The organism is Actinosynnema sp. ALI-1.44, assembly GCF_001984155.1.
GTDB lineage: Bacteria > Actinomycetota > Actinomycetes > Mycobacteriales > Pseudonocardiaceae > Kibdelosporangium.
In genome coordinates, this window is the sequence record NZ_MTQO01000054.1 from 132,846 (window position 1) to 156,269 (window position 23,424).

The following is a 23,424-nucleotide window of genomic DNA, read 5'->3' on the forward strand; positions in this document are numbered from 1 at the left end:
TGTGACCGTCGGCCTCAGGATCGCGTAAAGGCGGTGTTCGGGCGCATAAAGACCCCATCAGGTGAACCTCAGCGGAGGGGCACGGGGATGCACGCTTCTGCCAGCCGGGTCACCACCGGGGTGATCCAGTCGCTTGAGATGGGAGCGCACACATGGCCGACTTGGCCTATGCGGTGCTGCTGATCGGCATCTTCGCCGTGCTGGCACTCGCTTTGCGTGGGCTGGAGCGGTTGTGAGCGGGACTGGTGACCTGGCCAACATCGTCGCCGGTGTGCTGGCTCTCGCCCTGCTCGTCTACCTGTTCGTCGCCTTGATCCGACCGGAGAAGTTCTGATGTCCCCGACGTGGGCAGGCCTGCTGCAGGTCGCCCTCCTCCTGCTCGCCCTCGCCGTCGTGTACAAGCCGTTGGGCGACTACATGGCCAGGGTCTTCACCTCGCGGAAGCACCTCAAGGTGGAGAAGGCCGTCTACCGGGTCGGACGGGTCGATCCGGGGTCCGAGCAGCACTGGAAGACCTACGCCTCCAGCGTGCTGGCGTTCTCGTTCGTCTCGGTCGTCCTGCTGTACCTGATCCAGCGACTGCAACCGTTGCTGCCGTGGAGCTTCGGCCGTGAGGTCAACCCGGGCGTCGCGTTCAACACCGCGTTCAGCTTCGTGGCCAACACCAACTGGCAGTCCTACGCCCCTGAGGCGACGATGGGGCACGCGGTCCAGATGCTGGGCCTGACCGTGCAGAACTTCGTGTCGGCGGCGGTCGGGCTCGCGGTGGCGATCGCGTTGATCCGGGGCTTCACCCGTTCCCAGCGCGACCGGCTCGGCAACTTCTGGGTGGACCTGACCCGCGGCACCGTGCGGATCCTGCTGCCGATCGCCTTCCTCTCCGCGATCGTGCTGATCGCGCTCGGCGTCGTGCAGAGCCTGAAGTCCGGTGTGGACGTGACCAACCTCGACGGGTCGTCGAGCAGGATCGCGCTGGCGCCCGCGGCGTCGCAGGAGGCGATCAAGGAACTGGGCACGAACGGCGGCGGGATCTTCAACGCGAACTCGGCGCACCCGTTCGAGAACCCCAACTCGTGGACGAACCTGATCGAGATCTTCCTGATCATGGTCATCCCGGTCTGCCTGACCCGCACGTTCGGCGTCCTCGTCGGCAACAAGCGGCAGGGCACGGTCCTGCTGTCGGTGATGGGTGTGCTGTGGACCGGCATGCTGGCCGTGATCTGGTCCTCCGAGGCGAACGCGAGCGGCCCGTTGGCGCTGCTGGCGGGCGGCGGCATGGAGGGCAAGGAGGTCCGGTTCGGCATCGGCGCGTCGTCGTTGTTCGCCAACGCGACCACGTCCACGTCGACCGGTGCCGTGAACGCGGCCCACGACAGCCTCAGCGGCCTCGGCGGTGGCGGAACGCTGCTGAACATGATGTTCGGTGAACTGTCACCCGGCGGCGTCGGCACCGGCCTGTACAGCATCCTCGTGATGGCGATCATCGCGATGTTCCTCGCCGGGCTGATGGTCGGGCGCACCCCCGAGTACCTGGGCAAGAAACTGGGCAAGCGCGAGGTCACGTGTGCGGCGATCGCGATCCTCGCGATGCCGACCGTGCTGCTGCTGGGCACGGGCGCGGCACTGCTGATGCCGGACACCGCCGGCGCGTTGAACAACTCCGGGTCGCACGGCTTCTCCGAAGTTCTGTACGCGTACACCTCGGCGAGCAACAACAACGGCAGTGCCTTCGGCGGGCTCACGGCCACCAACGACTGGTTCCAGTCGACGCTGGGCGCCTGCATGGCGTTCGGCCGGTTCATCCCGATCATCGCCGTGTTGTGCCTGGCGGGTTCGCTTGCGTCGCAACGCAAGGTGCCGGAGACCGCGGGCACGCTGCCGACCACCAGCCCGCTGTTCGCGACCATGCTCGTCGGCACGGTCGTGCTCGTCGCGGCGCTCACCTTCATCCCGGCTCTCGCACTGGGCCCGATCGCAGAGGCATTGGCATGACCACCACCATGACCCGCACCCCCGAGGAGGAGACCCGGCACCACGTGGAGAACGCGGGCCGGGTGGGTGCCGGGGTCTTCAACCCCAGGCAGCTCGTCTCCAGCTTCCCCGACGCCTTACGCAAACTCAGCCCGCGTCACCAGGCCCGCAACCCGGTCATGTTCGTGGTGTGGGTGGGCTCGGTGCTGGCCACGGTGTTCGCGGTCGCGGACCCCGACGTCTTCGCCATCGGGACGGCGCTGTGGCTGTGGTTCACGGTGCTGTTCGCCAACCTGGCCGAGGCGGTCGCCGAAGGCCGTGGCAAGGCGCAGGCCGAGTCGTTGCGCAAGACCAAGAAGGACACCGTCGCGCGCAGGCTGATCAGCCCGGACGTCGAGGAACGCGTTCCCGGTGTCGAGCTGAGGATCGGCGACCTCGTCGTCGTGGAGGCCGGTGAGGTGATCCCCGGGGACGGTGACGTCGTCGAGGGCATCGCGACGGTGGACGAGTCGGCGATCACGGGCGAGTCGGCGCCGGTGATCCGCGAGTCCGGCGGCGACCGGTCCGCGGTGACCGGTGGCACGACGGTGTTGTCCGACCGGATCGTGGTCAAGATCTCCACGAAGCCGGGTGAGTCCTTCGTGGACCGGATGATCGCGCTCGTGGAGGGTGCGCAGCGGCAGAAGACGCCGAACGAGATCGCGCTGACGATCCTGTTGTCCACGTTGACGATCATCTTCCTGCTCGCGGTGGTCGCGTTGCAGCCGATGGCCGGGTTCGCCGGTTCGCTGCAGTCGGTGATCGTGCTGACGGCGTTGCTGGTGTGCTTGATCCCGACCACGATCGGTGCGTTGCTGTCGGCGATCGGCATCGCGGGGATGGACCGGCTGGTGCAGCGCAACGTGCTGGCGACGTCCGGCCGTGCGGTCGAGGCGGCCGGTGACGTGAGCACGTTGCTGTTGGACAAGACCGGCACGATCACCTTCGGCAACCGCAGGGCGACCGAGCTGATCCCGGTCGGCGAGACCGGAATCGACGACCTGGCCAGGGTGGCGCGGCTGTCCAGCCTGGCCGACGGCACGCCGGAAGGCCGCAGCATCGTCGAACTGTGCGCCGAACAGCACGGCCTGCCCGCGAAGCCGACCGAGCACGAGATGGGCGGCCAGTTCGTCGAGTTCTCCGCGCAGACGCGGATGTCCGGTGTGGACCTGGACGGCACGTCGGTTCGCAAGGGCGCCGCGAGCGCGGTCAAGGCCTGGACCGGCCAGGACGTGTCGGCCGAGGTGGACGAGATCGTCGACCGGATCAGCTCCGAGGGCGGCACGCCGCTTGTCGTGGCCAAGTCCGACAGCACAGGGGGCAAGACGATCCGTGGCGTGATCCGGCTGTCGGACGTGGTGAAGCCGGGTATGCGGGAACGGTTCGACGAGCTGCGTGCGATGGGCATCAAGACGGTCATGATCACGGGTGACAACCCGTTGACCGCCAAGGCGATCGCTGAGGACGCGGGTGTGGACGACTACCTCGCCGAGGCCAAGCCCGAAGACAAGATGGCGCTCATCAAGAAGGAGCAGGAGGGTGGGCGGCTGGTCGCGATGACCGGCGACGGCACCAACGACGCCCCCGCGCTCGCGCAGGCCGACGTCGGCGTGGCGATGAACACCGGCACGATGGCCGCCAAAGAGGCGGGCAACATGGTCGACCTGGACTCCAACCCGACCAAGCTGATCGAGATCGTCGAGATCGGCAAGCAGTTGCTGATCACCCGCGGCGCGCTGACCACGTTCTCCATCGCCAACGACCTGGCCAAGTACTTCGCGATCCTGCCGGCCATGTTCGCCGGCATCTACCCGCAGCTGGGCAAGCTCAACATCATGTCGCTGCACTCGCCGTCGAGCGCGATCCTGTCGGCGGTGATCTTCAACGCGTTGATCATCGTCGCGCTGATCCCGTTGGCGCTGCGCGGTGTGCGCTACCGGCCGTCCAGCGCCCGATCGCTGCTGCGGCGCAACCTGTTGGTGTACGGCCTCGGCGGGATCGTCACGCCGTTCGTCGGCATCTGGCTGATCGACCTGCTCGTCCGACTGATTCCCGGAATGTGACAGAACAATGCTGAAGCAAGTGTGGGCCGGGCTCAGGGTCCTGGTCGTCCTGACGGTCATCACCGGCATCGTCTACCCGCTCGGCGTCTGGGTCGTGTCCCGCGTCCCCGGGCTGGAGTCCAACGCCGAGGGCTCGATCGTCACCCAGAACGGCCAGGCGGTCGGGTCCGACCTGATCGGCGTCGACCCGGTGGCCGCCGATCCGAACAACGACCCGTGGTTCCACACGCGGCCGTCCGCGCTGGCCAAGGACCCGCTCGGCCCGGCAGACCCGTCGTCGTCGGGCGCGTCCAACAAGGCCGCGACCAACGAGGACTACCTCAAGGTCGTCCAGGAGCGCAAGGACACCATCGCCAAGCGCGAAGGTGTGGACCCCTCGCAGGTCCCCGCCGACGCGGTGACGGCGTCCGGCTCGGGCCTCGACCCGCAGATCAGCCCGGCGTACGCGCAGCTGCAAGCACCGCGCGTGGCACGGGTCACGGGCGTTCCCGTCGCCAGGATTCAGGGCCTGATCAGCGAGAACACCCTGAGGGGCATCGCTGAACCCGGGGTGAATGTGCTCAAGCTCAACCTGGCCGTGCAGGCCACAAAGCGCGGTTGAGCACCCCGAGAGCGCACACTGACGACGTGGACTACAAGCGTCGCCGCGGTGAGCTGAGGATCTACCTGGGTGCTGCGCCCGGTGTCGGCAAGACCTTCGCCATGCTCGGCGAGGCACACCGACGCCGGGAGCGCGGCACCGACGTGGTCGTCGGCCTGGTCGAGACCCACGGCCGGGCCAAGACCGCCGAGCTGCTCGGCGGCCTCGAGGCCATGCCGCTCAAGCACATCGAGCACCGGGGCAAGCAGTTCGACGAGCTCGACGTCGACGCCGTGCTGGCCCGCAAGCCCGAGGTCGCCGTGATCGACGAGCTCGCGCACACCAACATCCCCGGCTGCCGCAACGCCAAGCGCTGGCAGGACGTCGAGGAACTGCTGGAAGCCGGGATCGACGTGCTGTCCACGGTGAACGTGCAGCACCTGGAGAGCCTCAACGACGTGGTCGAGCGGATCACCGGGGCGCGCCAGCAGGAGACGGTCCCCGACGAGGTGGTCCGCAAGGCCGAGCAGATCGAACTGATCGACATCACGCCGGAGGCGCTGCGCAGAAGGCTCGCGCACGGCAACGTCTACCCGGCGCACAAGATCGACGCCGCGCTGGCCAACTACTTCCGGCCCGGCAACCTGACCGCGTTGCGCGAGCTCGCACTGCTGTGGGTGGCGGACCAAGTGGACGTGGCGCTGCGGCGTTACCGCGCGGAGAAGGAGATCACCGACACCTGGGAAGCCAGGGAACGCGTGGTCGTCGCGATCACCGGGGGAAAGGAAAGCGAGACGCTGATCCGGCGCGGCAGCCGGATCGCGGCCCGCGCGGGTGCGGAACTGCTGGTGCTGCACATCCTGCGCGGTGACGGCCTGGCCGGGGTCAGCCCCGGCGCGGTCGGCAAGCTGCGCAAGCTCACCGACGACGTCGGCGCGACGTTCCACACGGTCGTCGGCGACGACGTGCCGACCGCGATGCTCGACTTCGCCCGCGGGGTGAACGCCACCCAACTCGTCGTCGGGACGTCCCGCAGATCCCGGCTGGCCAGGCTGTTCGACGAAGGCATCGGCGCGGCGGTCGTGCAGCGGTCCGGCCCGATCGACGTCCACATGGTCACGCACGCGGAGTCCGGCGGCAGGCTGCGGGCGAAGCTCGCGCGTAGCCCGTTGTCCCGCAAGCGCCGGATCGTCGGCTGGTCGCTGGCGGTCGTGTTGCCCTCGCTGGCGACGTTGATCGGCGTGTGGCTGCACCAGGACCTGATCCTGTCGACGAACGTGATCGACTACTTCCTGGCGACCATCGTGGTCGCGCTGGTCGGTGGTCTCGGGCCGGCGCTGTTCGCCTCCGTGCTCAGCGCGGCCTTGCTGAACTTCTTCTTCACGCCCCCGATCTACACGTTGACCGTGGACGCACAGCAGAACGTGGTCACGCTGGTGGCGATGATCATCGTCGCGGTGATGGTCGCGGTCGTGGTGGACAGGGCAGCCCGGCGAGCCGAGGTGGCGGCGCGAGCACGAACCGAGGCAGCGCTGCTGGCGTCCTACTCCCGGACGGTGCTGACGCACGACAACCCGCTGGACCGGTTGCTGGACAAGGTCAGGGAGAACTTCGGCCTGCATTCCGTGGCACTGCTGGAGAAGACCGAAGGCGAATGGCACCGGGTGGCGTGCGTCGGCGACAGCCCGTGCGACGGGCCGGACGAGGCCGATGTGGACATCCCGGTCACGAACGACGTGCACCTGGCGTTGCGGGGCAAGGCGTTGCCCGCGCACGACCGGCGTGTGCTCGAAGCCGCGGCCGGGCAGGCGCTGCTCGCGCTGCGGCAACAGCGAATGGCCGCGCAGGCGATCCAGGCGCAGCGCCGCGCGGAGACGACCGAGCTGCGGACGGCGCTGCTCTCGGCCGTCGGGCATGACCTGCGGACACCGTTGACCTCGATCAAGGCCGCGGTCGGCAGCCTGCGCGCGCCGGACCTGGCACTGTCCGAGCAGGACACGGCGGAGCTGCTGGAAACGGTCGAGGAGTCGGCCGACCGGCTGGCGGGACTGGTGGACAACCTGCTCGACTCGTCGAGGCTGGCCACCGGCGCGGTGGAGCCGCTGATGAAGTCGGTCGGCTACTACGAGGTGGTCGCCCGTGCGCTGTCGAGTGTGGATGGCCGCACCGCGATCGCGGTCGACGTCGACGAGCGGCTGCCGTTGGTGAAAGCGGACGTGGGCCTGCTGGAACGCGTGATCGCCAACGTGGTGGACAACGCGTTGCGGCACGGCACGCTCGTCCCACGCCGAAATGTCGACGTGGACGGCGACGGCAGGGTGAGCGTGGACGAACCGGCCGTGGCCCTCCGCGCCAGCGCCTACGGCGACCACGTCGAACTCTGGGTGGTCGACCACGGGCGAGGACTGCCGAAGGGCGCGTCGGCAGCGGTGTTCCAGCCGTTCCAACGACTGGGCGACCGCGGCACAGGAGTCGGGCTTGGACTGTCCGTGGCGAAGGGCTTCACCGAGGCGATGGGTGGCACGATCAGAGCCGAGGACACGCCCGGCGGCGGACTGACCGTCGTGATCTCACTTCCGGAGGCGAAGTCATGACGAAGGTGCTGGTGGTCGACGACGAGCCCCAGATCGTCCGCGCGCTGCGGATCAACCTGTCAGCCCGTGGATACCAGGTGATCACGGCCCACGACGGCGCAGCGGCACTGCGAGCGGCGGCGGAGGGCAAACCCGACGTGGTCGTTCTCGATCTCGGGCTGCCGGACATCGACGGGACCGAGGTGATCGCCGGACTCCGTGGCTGGACGACGGTGCCGATCATCGTGCTGTCGGCTCGGACGGACTCCGGGGACAAAGTGGAGGCCCTCGATGCCGGTGCCGACGACTACGTGACGAAGCCCTTCGGCATGGACGAGTTGCTGGCCCGGCTACGCGCGGCGGTCCGGCGTTCGACGGTGGCCGGGCCCGGGGACGAAGAAGCGGTGGTCGACACCGGATCGTTCATCGTCGACCTGGCGGCCAAGAAGGTGCTCAAGGAGGGCTCGGAGGTGCACTTGACGCCGACCGAGTGGGGTGTGCTGGAGGTCCTGGTCCGCAACAAGGGCAGGCTGGTGGCCCAGAAGCAGCTGTTGCAGGAGGTCTGGGGGCCCGCTTATGCCGCCGAGACGCACTACCTCCGGGTCTACCTGGCGCAGCTGCGGCGCAAGCTGGAACCGCAACCGTCACAGCCGAAGCACCTGCTGACCGAACCGGGAATGGGCTACCGCTTCGAGACGACGAACCACCAGTGACCACCTCAACCCCCCCGCAGACACGAGACGTTGGCAACCAATGTGGCCTTGGTTGCGAAAAACGCAACCAAGGCGGCATTCGTTGCGTCCCGCGCGACTACCGGTTCCGGTAGAACGAGGCCAGCTCCGGTGCGAGCACCTCGTCGGGAAGACCGTGCCATTCGCCGTCCAGGCGTTTGTGCGTGGCGTTCGGGATCAGCCGCGCGACTTCCTCCACGCCGTCGTGCATCTCCTTGCCCGTGGCCGTGCTGTCGAGCACCAGCGTGGGCACGTGCACCGCTGAGATGTGTTCGGCGGTGGTCGTTCCCGCGATCGTCCAGTCGTACGGGTAGGTGTGGGCGATCTTCTCCAGCAGGGGTTTCACCGGGCCCATCTGGGCGATGATCTCGTCGGGGACGCCGATGGCGCGGTGGAACAGGTCGACCGCCGCACTCCGGTCGCCCGCCGCCACCAGATCTCTCAGCTGGCTCACCAGGTCCTCGTCGTGGGTGTCGGAGCCGCCGTACGGTGGTTCGAACACCGCCAGTTTCGTGATCGGCAGGCCGCTCGCCACGGCCCGGATGCCGAGCAGAGCTCCTGATGACCAGCCGTAGACGGCTGCCTGGCCGCCTGCCGCTTCGATCACCGCTGCCAGGTCCTCGATTTCCCGCTTGACCGCGTACTGCCCTGCGTCCGTGCTCAGGCCGCGGCCTCGGCGGTCGTAGGTGTACGTCGTGTACCCCTTGTCGGCCAGCAGGTCGGCCAACGGCCGCAGCGAGTTGAAGTCGCGGTAGCCGCCTGCCGCGTCGACCAGGACCACTGCCGGGCCGCTCCCCGCGTGGTCGTAGGCGATCCGGGTGCCGTCTGCCGAACGTGCCGTGTCCATAACAGTGTCTCCTGTGTTCGGGGTGTCCGGGAGGTAGACGGCCGCCGGGCCCCGAACTCATCGTTCCGGTGAGTCGTTCTCTGGCCGAAGCGACGAAGTCCATAACATCCCGGTCACGGGTGATCACACGATCGGGCGGTTTTTGTTGCTCTGGACCAGACCATTCCGAGATTCTTTCATGTGTGGAGGGCCTGTTCGCCAGCGACGACGAAGAAGGTGAGCAGTGTGAATGAGTGCCCAGTCTGCCTCGGGTCGGGAATGGCGCCGAATCGCAAGGACTATTGTCGTGCCTGTGGCGGCGTCGGCCAGGTACCCAAGTGAGTGCCCGATGTGTGCGGGTGCGGGTGTGCTGCGGTGGCAGCAGCCCTGCCCCGACGGGGTGCTCCGCGAGATGGAGCACCCGTGTCCCAATGGGTGTGGCCAGGGCTGGCGTCATCCGGCCGCGGAGAATCAGCAGGTGATCGAGGCTGTGGCGGACGACGAGGTCGAAGAGGACCGGCCGGGTCGGAGACGTGGCCGAGCCGATCAGGCCAACGACATGGGCGGCGAGTTCGTCGCGACCGCGTTGGAGGCCTGGGGGTTCAGCACCCGGGAATGATCGAATCGGACAAAGCCGCCGGGATCCGTGGTCCCGGCGGCTTTGTCGTACTTCCACGCTTGGTGAGATTCCGGCCGGGAACTGATCTTTTCGTCAATCAGTCGTTCCTGGCACTGACAACCTCTTTCAGAAACCGAAATTCTGGGTCCAGTAGAAGCCGTTGGTGTCCACACCGACACCGATCTTCTTGTACGAGCAGTTGAGGATGTTGCGCCGGTGCCCGTCGGAGTTCATCCAGCTGTTCATGACCTGTGCGGCGGTGCGCTGGCCCTTGGCGATGTTCTCGGCCCCGGGACTGGGGTATCCGGCCGCCCTGATCCGCTGGTCGAACGTCACACCTTCGGGTGTGGTGTGCGAGAAGTACTTCCTGGCGGCCATGTCGGAGCTGTGCTTCTGGGCCGAGGTGGTGAGCCGGTCGTCCACGCCCTGCGGGGCGCACTTGCCCGCGCGTTCCTGGTTGACCAGAGTGACGACTTCGCCTGCCAGGCCGGGACTCGGCTGCTGCTGCGCCGGTGGCGGCGGAGCGGGGTCCTGCGGCTTCGTCGAGGAGGTGGAGCTGTCCGTCGGCGCTGGGGAGCTGCTCGACTTGGTGGGGCTGCTGGACGACGTCGGGGGCGTCGAGCTCGTCGGGGCGCTCGACGAGGTGGTCGGTGATGTCGTGCCGGGTCCCGGCTGCCCGCCGGGCGCCGCCAGTGCGGCCGCGTCGGCGGATCCGGATAAGTCAGTCTGTCTGGCTTTCTTGCCAGCGCCGTCATAAGCCGCCGCAACGGGAACCTCGATCGGGGTCCCGCTCGGCGCGCTCAGAATGGTGGCCACTCCGGCGATCGCCGCACCTGCGACGAGTGCGCTGAGGCCTACCATGATCGTGGCGCGTCGGGGTCGCGTTTCACTCACGGTCGCGCAACGTACCACTAACGGGCGATCTTCACACCCGTCTGGGGGATGTACTTGTCGTAGATCCAGCTCAGTGCGTTACAGGATGTTTCACACGTCTCAGCTCGAGGTCGGCGGCACGGGGTCCGTCGTCGACGTCGTCGGCGGAATCGACACGCTCGTCGTCGTCGTCGGCGGCTTCGGCGTCGTCGACGGGACCGTCGGCGTCACGCCACCGCCACCACCGGGGTTGTTCGGCGGCGGCTGGTTGGGCTGCGGCTGGTTCGGCTGCCCCGGCTGGTTGGGCTGACCGGGCTGGTTCGGGTGCTGCGGGTTGCTCGGCTTGTGCGAGGGCGAGTTGCCCCCGGACGGCCCGTTGGCCGGGGTCGCCGTGCTGGAGGCCTCCGTCGTGGGCGTCTCCGAGGTCGAGGCCCCGCCCGCGCCTGACGTCGGCGTCGTGCCGCGCGGCGCGTTCACCTGCGTGACGTTGGGCTGCTGGCCGCCTGGTTGGGCCTCACCACCGCTCGCGACGGCGAAACTGGCCAGTGCCGCGCACGCGGTCGCGACGCCGACACCGGCAGCCGCGAGTAACGCGTAGGAACGTTTCACGCCGGACGCCGTCGTCTCAGCCGGGGGCTGGACCTCGGTCCGGTCGGGTGTTTCGGCCATGCGGGGGGCTCCTCCTCGCAAGCACGCTCTCGGTTTTTTCCCAACCGGCCACACGGACGATCAGGAGGACACGGCCCGGAAACGTACCACTACCGAACGACGCCCATTCGATGCGCCCGGACGTTGTCCGGGGATCATTCCGGGTATGCCGACAACCGCCGATCAGCCAACGAGCCGTCTGACAGCTTGGGTGCACGGACACGTACAGGGCGTGGGTTTCCGCTGGTGGACGCGGGCCCGCGCGCTCGAACTCGGTCTCGTCGGCGGTGCTCGCAACCTGTCCGACGGCCGGGTCGAAGTGGTCGCGGAGGGTCTGCGCCCCGATTGCGAGCGCCTGCTCGCACTGCTCCGTGGTGGAGGTTCACCCGGTCGTGTGGACACGGTGGTGGAACGATGGACGGAGCCGCGTGGGGGCATCACCGGTTTCGTGGAACGCTGACGACCCCGCCATGGACGACACTTGACGGAGGTTTGTCCGACTGCCTTGAACCACTCTGTCCGCTACGGCGTAGTAAGGAACCGTGGGGAGCACCCCTGAGCAGCGCGAAGCACTGGTTCGCGAGCTCTACGACAAGTACCGCCGCCCGTTGCTGGCCTATGCGCTGCGATCGGTCGGCGGCGATCTGCAGCGGGCGGAAGACGTGGTGCAGGAGACGTTGTTGCGGGCATGGCGCAACGCCGACACCTTGAGTGCGGATCAGGCGGGGCCGTGGTTGTACACGGTGACCCGTAACCTGATTGTCTCCGGTTACCGTCGACAGGGTGCTCGGGTCACCGAGGTCCCGATGCCCCCACAGGACCTCCCGCACACCGATGGCGACTTCGACCGGGTACTGCAGAGCTGGCAGATCGCCGAGGCGATGCGCGCGCTGAGCAAGGAGCACCGCGCGGTGATCGGTGAGCTGTTCTTCCGGAGGCGCACGGTGGCGGAGGCGGCATCCGTGCTCGGTATCCCGCCGGGCACGGTCAAATCGCGGTCGTTCTACGCGCTGCGGGCGCTGCGCGACGCGTTGGAGGAACGGGGGGTGACCGAGCCATGACCTGCCGCCAGACGGTCTCGCTCGGCGCCTACTTGTTGGGCGCGCTTGACCCGGCCGACCGGCCGGAGTTCGAACGGCACCTGGACACCTGCCCGGTGTGCAGTGCCGAGATGCTCAGGCTGGCACCACTGCCCGGCCTGCTGCAGCGGGTCGCACCGGAGGACTTCGAGGCCATCCACCAGGCCGACAACCGGTTATGGCTGCCCGAACCGCCGCCGGAGCGCCTCGTGCCCGTCATCGAGCCGGTGGAGACGTCCGAGCCGGAGCAGAAGCCGGGCTGGTGGCGCAGACGCGGTGCGACGTTGGTCGCGGCGGCCGCCGTCGTCCTGCTCGCGGTCGGTGGCGTGATCGTGTTCCAGCCGGACGAGGACAAGCCCGCCGTGACAGCGACCGCGACCGAGGTGACCTGGTCGGCCATCGACCCGACGACCGGGGTGCGCGGGCGCGTCGAGCTGACCGGCCGGGCGTGGGGCACCGAGATGAAGGTGTCGATGGAGGACATCCCGGCCGGGCGCAAGATCTGCCACCTCGTCGTGCACAGCCGTGACGGCAGCAGCGAGGTCGCGGGCAAGTGGACCGCCGGTTACTACCGCAAGGTCAGTGCCATCCCCGGCAGCAGTTCGATCAAGCTGGGCGACATCGACCGGGTCGAGGTCATGGCGGGCGGCGGCGTCCTGGTGGGGATGCACTCACCGTAGGCCGCCCGTCGCCGCAGGTCCGGCGTGCGGTCCCCCGACGCGGGGAGCCCGCCTGCGCTGATCGCCCGGCGTGCCCGGGTACCCTCGGCGGGATAGCCGTGCCAGTACCCAGCGAGAGGTCGACCGTTACGTGCACCTCAAGAGCCTGACGCTGAAGGGCTTCAAGTCCTTCGCCTCAGCGACGACGCTGCGCTTCGAACCGGGGATCACCTGTGTGGTCGGGCCGAACGGGTCCGGCAAGTCGAACGTGCTCGACGCGCTGAGCTGGGTGATGGGTGAGCAGGGCGCGAAGTCGCTGCGCGGCGGCAAGATGGAGGACGTCATCTTCGCCGGTGCGGGTGCCAGGCAGGCGCTCGGCCGCGCCGAGGTGACGCTGACCATCGACAACACCGACGGCGCGCTGCCGATCGACTACACCGAAGTCTCGATCACCCGCCGGATCTTCCGCGACGGCGCCAGCGAGTACGAGATCAACGGCTCGTCCTGCCGCCTGATGGACGTGCAGGAACTGCTGTCGGACTCCGGTATCGGCCGGGAGATGCACGTCATCGTCGGCCAGGGTCAGCTGGGCGCGATCCTCGAGTCGAAGCCGGAAGGCCGCCGCGCCTTCATCGAAGAGGCCGCCGGGGTGCTCAAGCACCGCAAGCGCAAGGAAAAGGCCCTGCGCAAGCTGGAGGCGATGCAGGCCAACCTCACCCGCCTGACCGACCTGACGGCCGAACTGCGCCGCCAGCTCAAGCCGCTGGGCAAGCAGGCCGAGATCGCCAGGCGCGCCCAGGTCGTGCAGATGGAACTGCGGGACGCGCGGCTGCGTCTGATCGCCGACGACCTGGTCACCGCGCGGCACGAACTGGCCAAGGAAGAGGCGGACGAGGCCACCGCGCGCGCCAAGCGCGGCGAGACCGAGCGGGCGTTGCAGTTCGCGCAGGCCGAGCAGAACGAGATCGAGGCCAGCCTGGCCGAGGACGCGCCGGCGCTCAACGCCGCGCAGGACGCCTGGTACCGGCTGTCCGCGCTGGCCGAGCGGCTGCGCGGCACGGTCCGGCTCGCCGCCGAACGCGCCCGGCACCTGTCCGACGAGGGCGAACGGCAGAACCAGGGCAAAGACCCCGAAACGCTCGAAGCGGAGGCCGAGGAGGCCGCCGAACTGGAGGTCGAGCTCGCCGAGGGCGTCGAGGTCGCGCGTGAGGCGTTGTCCGAGGCGCTGGCACGCCGTACCGAGCTGGAAAGCGCGGTCGCCGCGGCCGAGAAGGCGCACATCGCCGCGGTCCGCGCGATCGCCGACCGCCGCGAGGGCCTCGCCCGGCTCGGCGGCCAGGTGGAAGCGCTGCGCAGCAAGAACAGCGCGACCGCCGAGGAGATCGAGCGGTTGTCCACGACCTTGGCCGAAGCCGAGGAACGGGCCGAGGTCGCCGCGGTCGAGTTGGCCGAGACGGAGATGGAGACCGGCGTCGAGGACTCCGACGACGAGTCGTTGCAGAGCCGCCACGACCAGGCGGTCGCCGCGTCCGAGCAGGCCAAGGCCCGGGTCAACGAGCTGGTGGCGGCCGAACGCGCGGCCGAGCGGGAGATCGCGTCGCAGCGCGCCAGGGTGGACGCGCTTTCCCTTGGCCTGAGCCGGAAAGACGGCGCGGGCGCGTTGCTGGCCGCCGGGCACCGGCTGCCCGGCCTGCTCGGGTCGGTCGCGGCGTTGCTGACCGTGCAGCCCGGCGCGGAGGTCGCGCTGGCCGCCGCTCTCGGCCCGATCGCCGACGCGGTCGCGGTCGCCGGTGGAGACGATGCGTTGACGGCGCTGTCCCTGTTGCGGGACAACGACGCAGGGCGTGCCGGAATCATGATCGGCGGCGGCCCGTCCGATGTGGACCGGTCGTCCTGGCCGTACCTGCCCGGTGGCGCGCGCTGGGCCGTCGACCTGGTGCACTGCCCCGACGCGTTGCGGCCCGCGCTGGACCGGGCGCTCGACCGCGTCGTCGTCGTTTCGGATCTGGCCACCGCGCGGCAGATCGTCGGCGCCTACCCGGCTTTGCGCGCTGTCACGACAGACGGCGACCTGCTCGGCTCGGACTGGGCCGTCGGCGGTTCCGGCCGCAGCGAGAGCGTGATCGAAGTCCAGGCCGCTGTCGACGAGGCGAACAACAAGCTCGTGACCGTCGAGCACAGCCTCGCGGAAACCGTTGGGGCGCTTGCCGGTGCACGCGCCGAGCAGGACGCGCGCCGCGACGAGGTCAACGCGGCCAAGGAAGCGTTGAGCGAGGCCAAGGTCCGCAGGGCACGCTCCGGCGAGCGGATCGCCCGGATGCGCCAGGCCGCCAGGACCGTGCAGGCCGAGGTCGAGCGGATCCGCAACCAGCGCGCCAAGGTCGAGCAGACCAGGGAAGAGCAGCTCACGAAGCTGGCCGAGTTGGAGGAACGCCTGCTCGGCGCCCAGGAACAGCCGCTGGACGACGAGCCGGACTCCCGCGTGCGCGACGAGGCGGTGTCGCAGTTGAACACCGCGCGCCAGAAGGAAATGGACTCCCGTCTCGCCCTGCGGACGGCCGAGGAACGCGCGCGTGCCGTCGCGGGCAAGGCCGAGGGCCTGCGCCGTGCCGCTCGCCAGGAACGCGAAGCCCGTGAACGGCACGAGCGCGCCCGCCAGGCTCGTGCTCATGGCAAGCGTGTGGCCGATGCGGTGGTCGAAGGCGGTGAGCTCGCGATCGAGCGCATCGACCTGTCGCTGCAGCGCGCCGCCGCCGCGCGTGACGAGGTCGCTTCCCGTCGTACGCAGCGTGAAGCGGCGTTGCTCGACACCCGCGGACGTGTCCGTGAGCTCTCGACGGAGTTGGAGAAGCTCACCGACGCCGTGCACCGCGACGAGGTGCTGCGCGCCGAGCAGCGGCTGCGGATCGAGCAGCTGGAGACCAAGATCGCCGAGGACTTCGGCATGGGTCTGGACGACCTGGTGTTCGAATACGGCCCGGACCGCCCGGTTCCCCCGCCGCCCAACGAGATCGCGGAGTACGAGGCGGCCAAGGAGCGTGGCGAGGACGTGACCCGTCCGCCGTCCATGCCCTACGACCGTGACTTCCAGCAGCGGCGCGCCAAGAAGGCCGAGCGGGACCTCACGTTGCTCGGCAAGGTCAACCCGCTGGCGCTGGAGGAGTTCGCCGCGTTGGAGGAGCGCTACAAGTTCCTCTCCACGCAGCTGGAAGACCTCAAGGCGACCCGCCGCGACCTGCTGACGGTCGTGAAGGAGGTCGACGGACAAGATCCTCGAGGTCTTCGCCTCGGCCTACGAGGACGTGGCCCGCGAGTTCGAGATCGTGTTCACCACGCTGTTCCCCGGCGGGGAAGGGCGGATGCTGCTGACCGACCCGGACGACATGCTGACCACCGGTGTCGACGTGGAGGCCCGCCCGCCCGGCAAGAAGATCAAGCGGCTGTCGCTGCTGTCCGGTGGCGAGAAGTCACTGGTGGCGGTGGCGATGCTGGTGGCCATCTTCCGCGCCCGGCCGTCGCCCTTCTACGTGATGGACGAGGTCGAGGCGGCGCTGGACGACACCAACATGCGTCGCCTGATCGGCCTGATGCAGGAGCTCAAGTCCACGTCGCAGCTGATCATCATCACGCACCAGAAGCCGACGATGGAGATCGCCGACGCGCTCTACGGCGTGAGCATGCGCGGTGACGGCGTCAGCCAGGTGATCTCGCAGCGACTGAACAACGGCAAGGGCTAGCTAGCCGATAGTGCTATCTTGACCGCTTGTGTCCACGAGTAGCACTTCCGGAGATCTGGTGGCTGGCCTGCGCGCCCTGATCGCCGGTCTCTCGCCAGGCGAACGGCTGCCGAGCAGTCGTGAACTGGTGCAACGCTACCGAGTCAGCCCGGTCACGGTCTCCCGCGCCATCGCGCAGCTCTCCGCGGAAGGCGTTGTCATCGCCCGGCCGGGTAGCGGTACTTACGTCGCACCGCGTTCCCCGGCTGCCGCCGAGGTCATCGACACCGCATGGCAGACGGTCGCGCTGGCGGACCGCACGGTCGACACCGCGTCGATCACCGACTCGCTCGGCCCGCCGCCTGCCGGGACGATCCGGCTGGACGGCGGCTACCTGCACGCCTCACTGCAGCCCGAACGGGCGCTCAGTGCCGCGCTCGCCCGTGCCGCACGCCGGCCTGACGCCTGGGATCGGGCGCCCACCAATGGTTTGGCGCCGTTGCGTGCCGCCTTCGCCAGGATCGTCGACAGCGAGGTGACGGCCGAGGACGTGCTGATCACCGCGGGCGGCCAGAGCGCGCTGTCCATCGCCTTCCGGGCGATGGGCGGACCCGGCAGTCCGATCCTGGTGGAATCGCCCACCTACCCCGGTGCGATCGCGGCGGCACGTGCGGCGGGACTGCGCCCTGTGCCCGTGCCGATGGACGCCGACGGGTTGCGGCCGGATCTGCTGGCCGAAGCGTTCGGCATGACCGGCGCGCGGTTGCTGTACTGCCAGCCTGCCCACCACAACCCGACCGGCGCCACGCTCACCCCCGAACGCCGCAGGCAGATCCTCGACCTCGCCAAAGCCGCGGGCGCCTTCGTGATCGAGGACGACTTCGCGCGCTACCTCGGGCACAGCGCACCGACGCCGCGCACGCTCATCGCCGACGACCGGCATGGCACGGTCGTCTACCTCACCTCGCTCACGAAACCCGCCGCCCCAAGCCTGCGAATCGGCGCGCTGGTGGCACGGGGGCCGGTGCTGGAGCGGCTGCGTGCCGTGCGGCTGGTGGACGACTTCTTCGTCACCCGGCCACTGCAGGAGGCAGCGCTCGAGCTGATCAGCTCACCGGGCTGGGACCGGCACCTGCGCACGCTGGCTGTGTCGCTGCGCCAACGCGGCGACCAGTTGGCCACGGCACTGGCCCAGGAATGCCCACAGTGGATCGTGACGCGCCCGGCAGGCGGACTGCACCTGTGGGTCCAGTTGCCCCCTGGCGTCGACGACCTCGCCACCGCGAGCGCCGCCCGGCGGCACGGCGTCGCCGTCAGCGCCGGAAAGCGCTTCTTCGCCAGCGAACCACCGGCCGCCCACCTCCGGCTCGCCTTCGCGGCCACCGACCCGGCCGAACTCGCGGACGGTGTGCGCCGACTCGCCGAATCCGTTACGTGAGCACCTTGATGAACCGGCCACTGCGGTCGGCCCAGTTCTCGTAGCCCATGCGGCGGTAGAAGGCGTGCGCGTCCTCGCGGCGGTTCGCACTCGTGACTTCCACGCGCAGGCAACCCTTCTCGCGCGCGTAGTCCTCGGCCGCCGTGGTCAGTTCACGGCCGATTCCCTTGCCACGAGCGGATCGCGTGGTCACCAGGGCGACGATCCGGGCCCAGCTGCCGTCACGTTCCAGGAACGGGATCACCGACACCGCGAGCACGCCGACGACATCGCCCTCCCGTTCGAAGACGAACACCGCGCCGTCCGCGAGCTCGTCCCACATCTTCAGCCGCTTGCGGACCGTCTCGACGTCGTTGTCCGGGTGGCCCAGTTCGGCGAGCAACGCCGCCACTCGCGCGGCATCGTCCGGTACCACGGGTCGCACTGCCATTGTCGCTTCACCCTCCAGTGGTCTTGCCCCCATGACTACCACTTGCGCGAGTTGGCTTCGTTGCGGCATCCTTGGCGACGTGATCGAGTTGAAGGGCGGCTTCCGCCCAGTCCGATGAGCCAGTGGAGGCTGCCAGGAGCAGTCGACACCGGGCATACTTTCTTCGCACACGCGCTGGCTCTTGCGGCCGCGCACGGTCCCGGCCCATGGCCGGATGGCGGATATCCCTTGCCGGATCAGCAATCCGTGCCGCTGATGTCGGGCTCGGTGCGTGACGGCGTCAGTACCCATCATACCCGGGTGGAGAGCGGCGACGCAGCCGCGGCCAAGATCGTCGAAGCGGTCAGGCAGATCGTCGAGTCCCCACCGGATCTCCCAGCGCTGCAACGACTTCACGACCTCCTTGCGGACATCGACGCGTTGCCGGTCGCCGATCCGCTCGGCACGCTGCTCGCGGGCGCGAGCCGCGCGCGGGTCCGTGAAGTCGGCCGTTGGCTCGCCGAGCACGGAACTCGGCGCAACGCCGTGGCCGCCGGTTTGGTCCTGATAGGACTAACCGGTGACGAGCGTGATCGGGAATTGTTGCTGCTGTTGGGATCCATCGAGGATCTCACCTTGTACGCCGTGGTCGCGCTGGAGCGGACGCAGTCCGACCGGGACATGGCGGTCTTCGAGATGGCGCGGCGTGTGCGGGCGTGGGGCCGCATCCACTCCGTGGAAAGACTCGAAGGCACAACGGATCCCGAGATCAAGGCCTGGCTGCTGCGGGAAGGGTTCCGCAACGGCGTGATGGACGAGTACCTCGCGTACATCGCCGCCACCACAGGCGGTCTCGCCGACGCTCTCACCGCCGCGGTCGTGGACGACGAACTGCTCGACGGGGCCGGTGGCATCCTGGCGGCGTTGTCGGACACAGACGGCCCGGTCGAGGACATCACGGACTACCGGGACGGGCCGGTTGCGATCGACCGGTATCTCGCGCTGGTGCGGGACCGGCCGACGCTCGGGCGGGCCGTCGCTGTGCTGAGCCTGGGTGACAAGGGCAGGGACGTGGCGACCGGCCTGGCGTGGATCGAGGTGGTCCGGCGTGCGCTCGACGCGCCTGACCTGGACACCTTCATGGATGCGCTCTGGCCTGCGCAACAGTTGGGACTCAAGCTCCGGGACCGGGTCGGGGGATGGCTGCGGTCGCACCCCTTCGAGCAGCACCTCTGGTTCTACGCCGACGTCGAGGACCTGGCCGAGTTGGCCGAGCAGTTGCTGCCATTGCCGGACCTGGCGACGGGTCCGCAGGCGGAGCTGGGGATCGGACCGGGCTTCGAGGCCGACCACGCCCTGGACGTCGTGATGAGCAGGGAAGGCGGCCAGACGTGGCCGTTGGTCCGGACCGCGTTGGCGAATCGTCTGACACGCAACCGGTACAACGCCCTGAAGGCGCTCAGGGCCTGGCCACGCGACAGCCTGCCCGCTGATGCCGTTGCCGCGGTCCGTGCGGCTGCGGCGGCCGAACCGGACGACAAGCTCAGGGTGGAGTTGGAGGAGCTGCTCCGTATCGAATGAACACCTGTTCACCAACACGCCGTTAAACCAGATGCGCACGGCCGTTCGGAAGTTCAGGATTTCCGTCATGACAGAAATCCGCCCGGCTACGCGGGACGATCTGCCTGCGGTCGTGTCGCTCATCACACGTCTGCAGGCCGACCCCGCGCACCACATCGGTTTCTTCGGGTACTCCGAGGAGGAAATCGCTGACGAGCTGGCCGGTGTCCAACCCGAATGGCACGAAGGTGCCGTGCTGGCCATCGCGTCGAGCGGTGCGCTGCGCGGCGTGCTGAGTACCGACGTCAATCCGGACGTTGGCCGTGCGTGGCTGTACGGGCCGCACATCGACGTGCCCACCGGCCATCCGGCGACCCCGCACGCGTGGCACACCACCGCGGACATGCTCTACGAGGCCGCGTCGCACTTGCCGCACCTACGAGGCATCACCGACTTGAACCTCTACGGCCACACCGAGCACCGGGAGCTCGCCGAGTTCGCCAGACGGCACGGCTTCGAGCGGGAGACCCCCACCCGGATATTCACCTTGCCAGGAGCCGACCTGCGGTCCATGCTGACCCAGGAGTGCGAACAGGTCGAACGGCTGCCTGCCGACGGCAGCCTCAACGACCAGTTCATCGCGCTGCTCCGACGATGTTTCCCGGACACGACCTATACGCCGGAGCAGCTGCTGTACGGCAAACACACCGTCGTGGCGCTGCGGCAGGCCGACGGGAAGCTCGCGGGCTTCGCGGCGGGCTACACGCAGGAGATCGAGCACCTCGTGGACTTCGTCGCGGTCGAACCCGACATGCGTTGCGTCGGGGTCGGCAGACGGGTCGTCAAGGGCCTGCTGTGCGAGCTGGACGCCGAGAACGGCGCCAAATCCCAGGCGGCCGCGGTGGTCCGGATCGACAACGACCCCTCATCCACCATGTTCCAGCGACTCGGCTTCACCATCGAGCTTGAGCTTGTCAGCTACAGGCGCAAGCCATGACTGCAACGCCCACCACCAGCGCAAAGCGTGCGCGAGCGAGCCGTTCCCGTTCGGCGTCGGATCGAACGAAGTCAGCTCGGCCATCCGACGAAGCCGGTGTTTGACGGTGTTCGGATGCACATGCAGGGCACCGGCGACGAGATCGGTCCGGCCGCCGTGTTCGAGGTAGGTCAGGGCCGTCTTGGCCAGCAGCCGGTGGAACTCGTCGTCCCGGTCGAGACACGCCAGATGCTCGGCGGCCAGCATCCGCCCTAGAGCGGGATGCGTGTCGACGCTGAGCGGCAACGCCAACGAGGTCAGGTGCTGCAGCCCGCGCAGCTGCCGACGGCGCGCGGAAGCCAGCGCCGTCTGGCACAGCCGGTAGGCCCCGGCGAGTTGCGACGCGGGCACAGCGGGTGCGGCCACGAGCAGGATGTCGAAGTCCTTCTCCGGCAACCGCCCGCTGACCGCGCACAGGTAGCCGTCGACCATGCCGCACAAACCGTCCGCCGTCGTCAGCGCGGCCTCGAACTGACGTGCCTCCCGTGGCGCGCTGACGTCGGCGATGACACAGTGGTAACGTCGGTGCGGATCGAGGCCGACCGCGGCGGCGGTACCCGCTGGTCCTTTGTGGAGCAACCGGCGCAGCGCCTGCAGCCGCACGGCGTGCGTCGTGCGCGTCAGGCTCAGCTCGGTCTCCCGGTAGACGTACACGAGCCGGTTCTGCAGGGCGTTGGCCAGCGCGTCCAGCTCCATCAGCCCGGCGAAGAGCTCGTCGGGCTCGATGCCGGTGCGGGTGGTGCGCTCGAAGATCTGGTGCATGACGTACTGCCTGCCTGCCTGGAAGCCTTCGAGCAGCGCGCCGAGGGGGATCCCCTGCAACGCGCGGTCTTCGGCGAGCCGGTCGGCGACGTGGATGTTGTCGCTGAGCTCGACGCCGTCGATGTAGGCGGCGGACACGGCGGCCATCAGCGCCGCGATGTGCCGCTGGACGTCCTGCTGCGGCAACGCGCCGACCAGCACGGACCTGGCTCTCGCCGCCGCCGTCACGCCTTCGACGGTGTCCGGATCGGCACGCATCTGTTCCAGCAGCCGACGCAGTCTCGTCCGACCAGCAGGCATCATCGCCTCCTCGTGAAAAACCTTCACGTCCGACCGTATGGGCTGACCGGTCAACTGGCCAGGGCGAGTGCCGACCGATCTGATCGCGCCCAGCCGGTGAACCGGACCGCGCCGGGCGGCGTAGTACCCGCATGGGCAGATTCAGGCGGCACTGGAAGGCGTGGCTGATCGGCGCGGTCGCACTGGGACTGCTGGCGTTCGTCGGCGGCCCCTGGTTCTACATCAACGTGCTCTCCGACCCGCCTGCCCGGGAACTGGCCCTGGGGGAGGGCCAGCATGCAGGCGGCGCCGCGGTCCCGGTCGACGGGACCTGGGCGGTGTCGGAGGGCTCGCAGGCGGGGTACCGGGTGAAGGAAATCCTGTTCGGCCAGGACACCACAGCGGTCGGCCGGACGGGCAGGGTGACTGGCGCGGTCGCGCTCAGCGGTACCCGGATCACCAGCGGAACGGTCACGGTGGACATGGGGTCCGTGGCGACCGACAAGAGCGGCAGGGACGAGCAGTTCCGCACCAGCATCATGTCGGTGTCCCAGTTCCCGACGTCGACCTTCGCACTGCAGGGGCAGGCCGACCTCGGATCCGTACCGGCCGTCGGGCAGAAGGTGACTGTCAAAGCGGCCGGCCAGCTCACCTTGCGGGGTGTCAGCAAACCCGTCACGGTCGACCTGAGCGCCGTCCGCACCAACGACACCATCCAGGTGCAGACCGCCATCCCGGTGGTGTTCGCCGACTACGCGATCCCCGACCCGGGCATCCCCGGCATCGACATCGAGGACAACGGCGTCATCGAAGTGTTGCTGACGCTCAGGAAGGCGACGTGATCGCGGCCACCGCGAGCCGGGTGACCTCGGCGCACAGGTCGTCCAGCGGGTGCACGCGGTCGTGCGTCGACCAGTAGTAGACGAGTTCGTTCACCGCGCCGATGAACGCGACCGCCGTCAGGTGGAAGTCGCGCGGCGCGGCCTCGCCACGGCGCACAGCCCGGTTCGCCTCGCCGACGAGGAACTCGATGATGCGTTCCCGCCAGGTCAGCCGGTGCTGTTCCACCGCTGTCGAGACGCCGACGACCTCGACGTAGGCCAGGCGCGTCCACTTCGGATCACTGGACGTGGTCGTGATGTACGCGCGCACCATCTTGCCGACGCGGTCCCGCAGCGGGTCCTCCTCGCACCCGGCCAGCGCGGCGAGCGCGTTCTCCATCGCCCGTTGGGTGATCCGGTCGTGCAACGCCATCAACAGCGCCTCACGGCCGGAGAACTCCTCGTAGAAGTTCCGGGTCGACACGCTCGCCGTCGCACACAGCCGTTCGATGGACGTCGCCGCGTAGCCGTCCGAGCCGAACAGGTCCAGCCCGGCCTCCATCAGGCGCTCGTGTCGCTCGGCTCGCCGCTGTGCGTCTGACCTGCCGCCGTAGTGCCGCCGCGATGCCCGCGTGGTGCCGGTCACGACAGTTCCGCCTCCCCGAAGTTTCGGCGCTTGGTCACCTTGGGTTGGCACCGTTCAGTTCGGTACGTGCAGGTGGCTGGTTTGCGCCACGTTCCC

At 68.8% G+C, this 23,424-nt stretch carries 20 protein-coding genes and 1 pseudogene; 15 read left to right on the top strand and 6 right to left on the bottom strand.

Features of this window, described 5'->3' with window-relative positions:
- The first annotated feature begins 232 nt into the window (after positions 1–232).
- From kdpF to ALI144C_RS47590, 6 genes are read left to right on the top strand one after another with little or no spacing between them, the layout of a single operon-like run.
- Positions 233–334 carry a K(+)-transporting ATPase subunit F gene (gene kdpF, locus ALI144C_RS47565; protein ID WP_054294968.1) on the top strand — a complete coding sequence of 34 codons (102 nt, stop codon included), beginning with the start codon at positions 233–235 and terminating at the stop codon, positions 332–334.
- Positions 334–1,992, top strand: a complete 1,659-nt coding sequence (gene kdpA, locus ALI144C_RS47570; protein ID WP_076993915.1) for a potassium-transporting ATPase subunit KdpA — start codon at positions 334–336, stop codon at positions 1,990–1,992. Before kdpF ends, kdpA begins: the two co-directional genes overlap by 1 nt.
- Positions 1,989–4,073, top strand: coding sequence for a potassium-transporting ATPase subunit KdpB (gene kdpB, locus ALI144C_RS47575; protein ID WP_076993916.1), 2,085 nt, complete (start codon positions 1,989–1,991; stop codon positions 4,071–4,073). The genes kdpA and kdpB overlap by 4 nt, the downstream gene beginning before the upstream one ends.
- 7 nt (positions 4,074–4,080) lie before the next feature.
- Positions 4,081–4,674, top strand: a complete 594-nt coding sequence (locus tag ALI144C_RS47580; RefSeq protein ID WP_076993917.1) for a potassium-transporting ATPase subunit C — start codon at positions 4,081–4,083, stop codon at positions 4,672–4,674.
- A 26-nt stretch (positions 4,675–4,700) separates the two neighbouring features.
- A complete protein-coding gene (locus ALI144C_RS47585) occupies positions 4,701–7,247 on the top strand; it encodes a sensor histidine kinase (RefSeq protein WP_076993918.1) in 2,547 nt (848 codons plus the stop codon).
- Positions 7,244–7,939 carry a response regulator gene (locus tag ALI144C_RS47590; protein ID WP_076993919.1) on the top strand — a complete coding sequence of 232 codons (696 nt, stop codon included), beginning with the start codon at positions 7,244–7,246 and terminating at the stop codon, positions 7,937–7,939. Before ALI144C_RS47585 ends, ALI144C_RS47590 begins: the two co-directional genes overlap by 4 nt.
- A gap of 97 nt (positions 7,940–8,036) precedes the next feature.
- Here ALI144C_RS47590 and ALI144C_RS47595 read toward each other — a convergent pair whose 3' ends face one another.
- Positions 8,037–8,804 carry an alpha/beta fold hydrolase gene (locus ALI144C_RS47595; RefSeq protein WP_076993920.1) on the bottom strand — a complete coding sequence of 256 codons (768 nt, stop codon included), beginning with the start codon at positions 8,802–8,804 and terminating at the stop codon, positions 8,037–8,039.
- 457 nt (positions 8,805–9,261) lie between these two features.
- Here ALI144C_RS47595 and ALI144C_RS58160 point away from each other — a divergent pair, with 457 nt between their 5' ends.
- Entirely contained in the window at positions 9,262–9,402 is a 141-nt protein-coding gene (locus ALI144C_RS58160) for a hypothetical protein (protein ID WP_237774659.1), read from the top strand.
- 126 nt (positions 9,403–9,528) lie between these two features.
- On the opposite strand, the gene ALI144C_RS47605 is transcribed toward ALI144C_RS58160, so the two are convergent.
- A complete protein-coding gene (locus ALI144C_RS47605) occupies positions 9,529–10,296 on the bottom strand; it encodes a CAP domain-containing protein (protein WP_237774660.1) in 768 nt (255 codons plus the stop codon).
- Between the two features lie 99 nt (positions 10,297–10,395).
- On the bottom strand, positions 10,396–10,944 hold the full coding sequence (locus tag ALI144C_RS47610; protein ID WP_076993922.1) for a hypothetical protein: 549 nt from the start codon (positions 10,942–10,944) through the stop codon (positions 10,396–10,398).
- A 145-nt stretch (positions 10,945–11,089) separates the two neighbouring features.
- Between ALI144C_RS47610 and ALI144C_RS47615 the strand changes: the two genes are divergently transcribed.
- The 5 genes and pseudogenes from ALI144C_RS47615 (at position 11,090) to ALI144C_RS47635 (ending at position 17,815) form a co-directional block, all read left to right on the top strand.
- Entirely contained in the window at positions 11,090–11,383 is a 294-nt protein-coding gene (locus ALI144C_RS47615) for an acylphosphatase (protein WP_076993923.1), read from the top strand.
- 82 nt (positions 11,384–11,465) lie between these two features.
- Positions 11,466–11,984 carry a sigma-70 family RNA polymerase sigma factor gene (locus tag ALI144C_RS47620; protein ID WP_076993924.1) on the top strand — a complete coding sequence of 173 codons (519 nt, stop codon included), beginning with the start codon at positions 11,466–11,468 and terminating at the stop codon, positions 11,982–11,984.
- On the top strand, positions 11,981–12,682 hold the full coding sequence (locus ALI144C_RS47625; protein WP_076993925.1) for an anti-sigma factor family protein: 702 nt from the start codon (positions 11,981–11,983) through the stop codon (positions 12,680–12,682). Before ALI144C_RS47620 ends, ALI144C_RS47625 begins: the two co-directional genes overlap by 4 nt.
- Before the next feature lie 130 nt (positions 12,683–12,812).
- Positions 12,813–16,398, top strand: a pseudogene (smc, locus tag ALI144C_RS47630) (chromosome segregation protein SMC).
- A gap of 58 nt (positions 16,399–16,456) precedes the next feature.
- Positions 16,457–17,815, top strand: a complete 1,359-nt coding sequence (locus tag ALI144C_RS47635) for an aminotransferase-like domain-containing protein (protein WP_237774661.1) — start codon at positions 16,457–16,459, stop codon at positions 17,813–17,815.
- On the opposite strand, the gene ALI144C_RS47640 is transcribed toward ALI144C_RS47635, so the two are convergent.
- Positions 17,808–18,245, bottom strand: a complete 438-nt coding sequence (locus ALI144C_RS47640) for a GNAT family N-acetyltransferase (protein ID WP_076993927.1) — start codon at positions 18,243–18,245, stop codon at positions 17,808–17,810. The two genes, ALI144C_RS47635 and ALI144C_RS47640, sit on opposite strands and share 8 nt — an antisense overlap.
- Before the next feature lie 300 nt (positions 18,246–18,545).
- Between ALI144C_RS47640 and ALI144C_RS47645 the strand changes: the two genes are divergently transcribed.
- Positions 18,546–19,805: a hypothetical protein gene (locus ALI144C_RS47645; RefSeq protein WP_083754028.1), complete on the top strand. Its 1,260-nt coding sequence runs from the start codon at positions 18,546–18,548 to the stop codon at positions 19,803–19,805.
- Positions 19,806–19,872: 67 nt separating this feature from the next.
- Positions 19,873–20,781: a GNAT family N-acetyltransferase gene (locus tag ALI144C_RS47650; protein ID WP_168211526.1), complete on the top strand. Its 909-nt coding sequence runs from the start codon at positions 19,873–19,875 to the stop codon at positions 20,779–20,781.
- Here the strand turns inward: ALI144C_RS47650 and ALI144C_RS47655 are convergent.
- A complete protein-coding gene (locus ALI144C_RS47655) occupies positions 20,710–21,882 on the bottom strand; it encodes a PucR family transcriptional regulator (protein ID WP_143231321.1) in 1,173 nt (390 codons plus the stop codon). The genes ALI144C_RS47650 and ALI144C_RS47655 overlap by 72 nt on opposite strands.
- Positions 21,883–22,013: 131 nt before the next feature.
- Here ALI144C_RS47655 and ALI144C_RS47660 point away from each other — a divergent pair, with 131 nt between their 5' ends.
- Positions 22,014–22,703, top strand: a complete 690-nt coding sequence (locus ALI144C_RS47660) for a YceI family protein (protein ID WP_076993930.1) — start codon at positions 22,014–22,016, stop codon at positions 22,701–22,703.
- Here the strand turns inward: ALI144C_RS47660 and ALI144C_RS47665 are convergent.
- The gene (locus tag ALI144C_RS47665; protein ID WP_076993931.1) at positions 22,687–23,328 is read right to left on the bottom strand and encodes a TetR/AcrR family transcriptional regulator; all 642 of its coding nucleotides are present in this window, start codon (positions 23,326–23,328) and stop codon (positions 22,687–22,689) included. The genes ALI144C_RS47660 and ALI144C_RS47665 overlap by 17 nt on opposite strands.
- Positions 23,329–23,424: the final 96 nt, after the last annotated feature.

What these genes read in the sequence shown, in the direction of transcription:
- kdpA (WP_076993915.1), top strand. Translation starts at nt 334, where the DNA reads ATGTCCCCGACGTGGGCAGGCCTGCTGCAGGTCGCCCTCCTCCTGCTC.
- kdpB (WP_076993916.1), top strand. Translation starts at nt 1,989, where the DNA reads ATGACCACCACCATGACCCGCACCCCCGAGGAGGAGACCCGGCACCAC.
- ALI144C_RS47580 (WP_076993917.1), top strand. Translation starts at nt 4,081, where the DNA reads ATGCTGAAGCAAGTGTGGGCCGGGCTCAGGGTCCTGGTCGTCCTGACG.
- ALI144C_RS47590 (WP_076993919.1), top strand. Translation starts at nt 7,244, where the DNA reads ATGACGAAGGTGCTGGTGGTCGACGACGAGCCCCAGATCGTCCGCGCG.
- ALI144C_RS47595 (WP_076993920.1), bottom strand. Translation starts at nt 8,804, where the DNA reads ATGGACACGGCACGTTCGGCAGACGGCACCCGGATCGCCTACGACCAC.
- ALI144C_RS47610 (WP_076993922.1), bottom strand. Translation starts at nt 10,944, where the DNA reads ATGGCCGAAACACCCGACCGGACCGAGGTCCAGCCCCCGGCTGAGACG.
- ALI144C_RS47615 (WP_076993923.1), top strand. Translation starts at nt 11,090, where the DNA reads ATGCCGACAACCGCCGATCAGCCAACGAGCCGTCTGACAGCTTGGGTG.
- ALI144C_RS47625 (WP_076993925.1), top strand. Translation starts at nt 11,981, where the DNA reads ATGACCTGCCGCCAGACGGTCTCGCTCGGCGCCTACTTGTTGGGCGCG.
- ALI144C_RS47640 (WP_076993927.1), bottom strand. Translation starts at nt 18,245, where the DNA reads ATGGCAGTGCGACCCGTGGTACCGGACGATGCCGCGCGAGTGGCGGCG.
- ALI144C_RS47650 (WP_168211526.1), top strand. Translation starts at nt 19,873, where the DNA reads ATGACAGAAATCCGCCCGGCTACGCGGGACGATCTGCCTGCGGTCGTG.
- ALI144C_RS47655 (WP_143231321.1), bottom strand. Translation starts at nt 21,882, where the DNA reads ATGCCTGCTGGTCGGACGAGACTGCGTCGGCTGCTGGAACAGATGCGT.
- ALI144C_RS47660 (WP_076993930.1), top strand. Translation starts at nt 22,014, where the DNA reads ATGGGCAGATTCAGGCGGCACTGGAAGGCGTGGCTGATCGGCGCGGTC.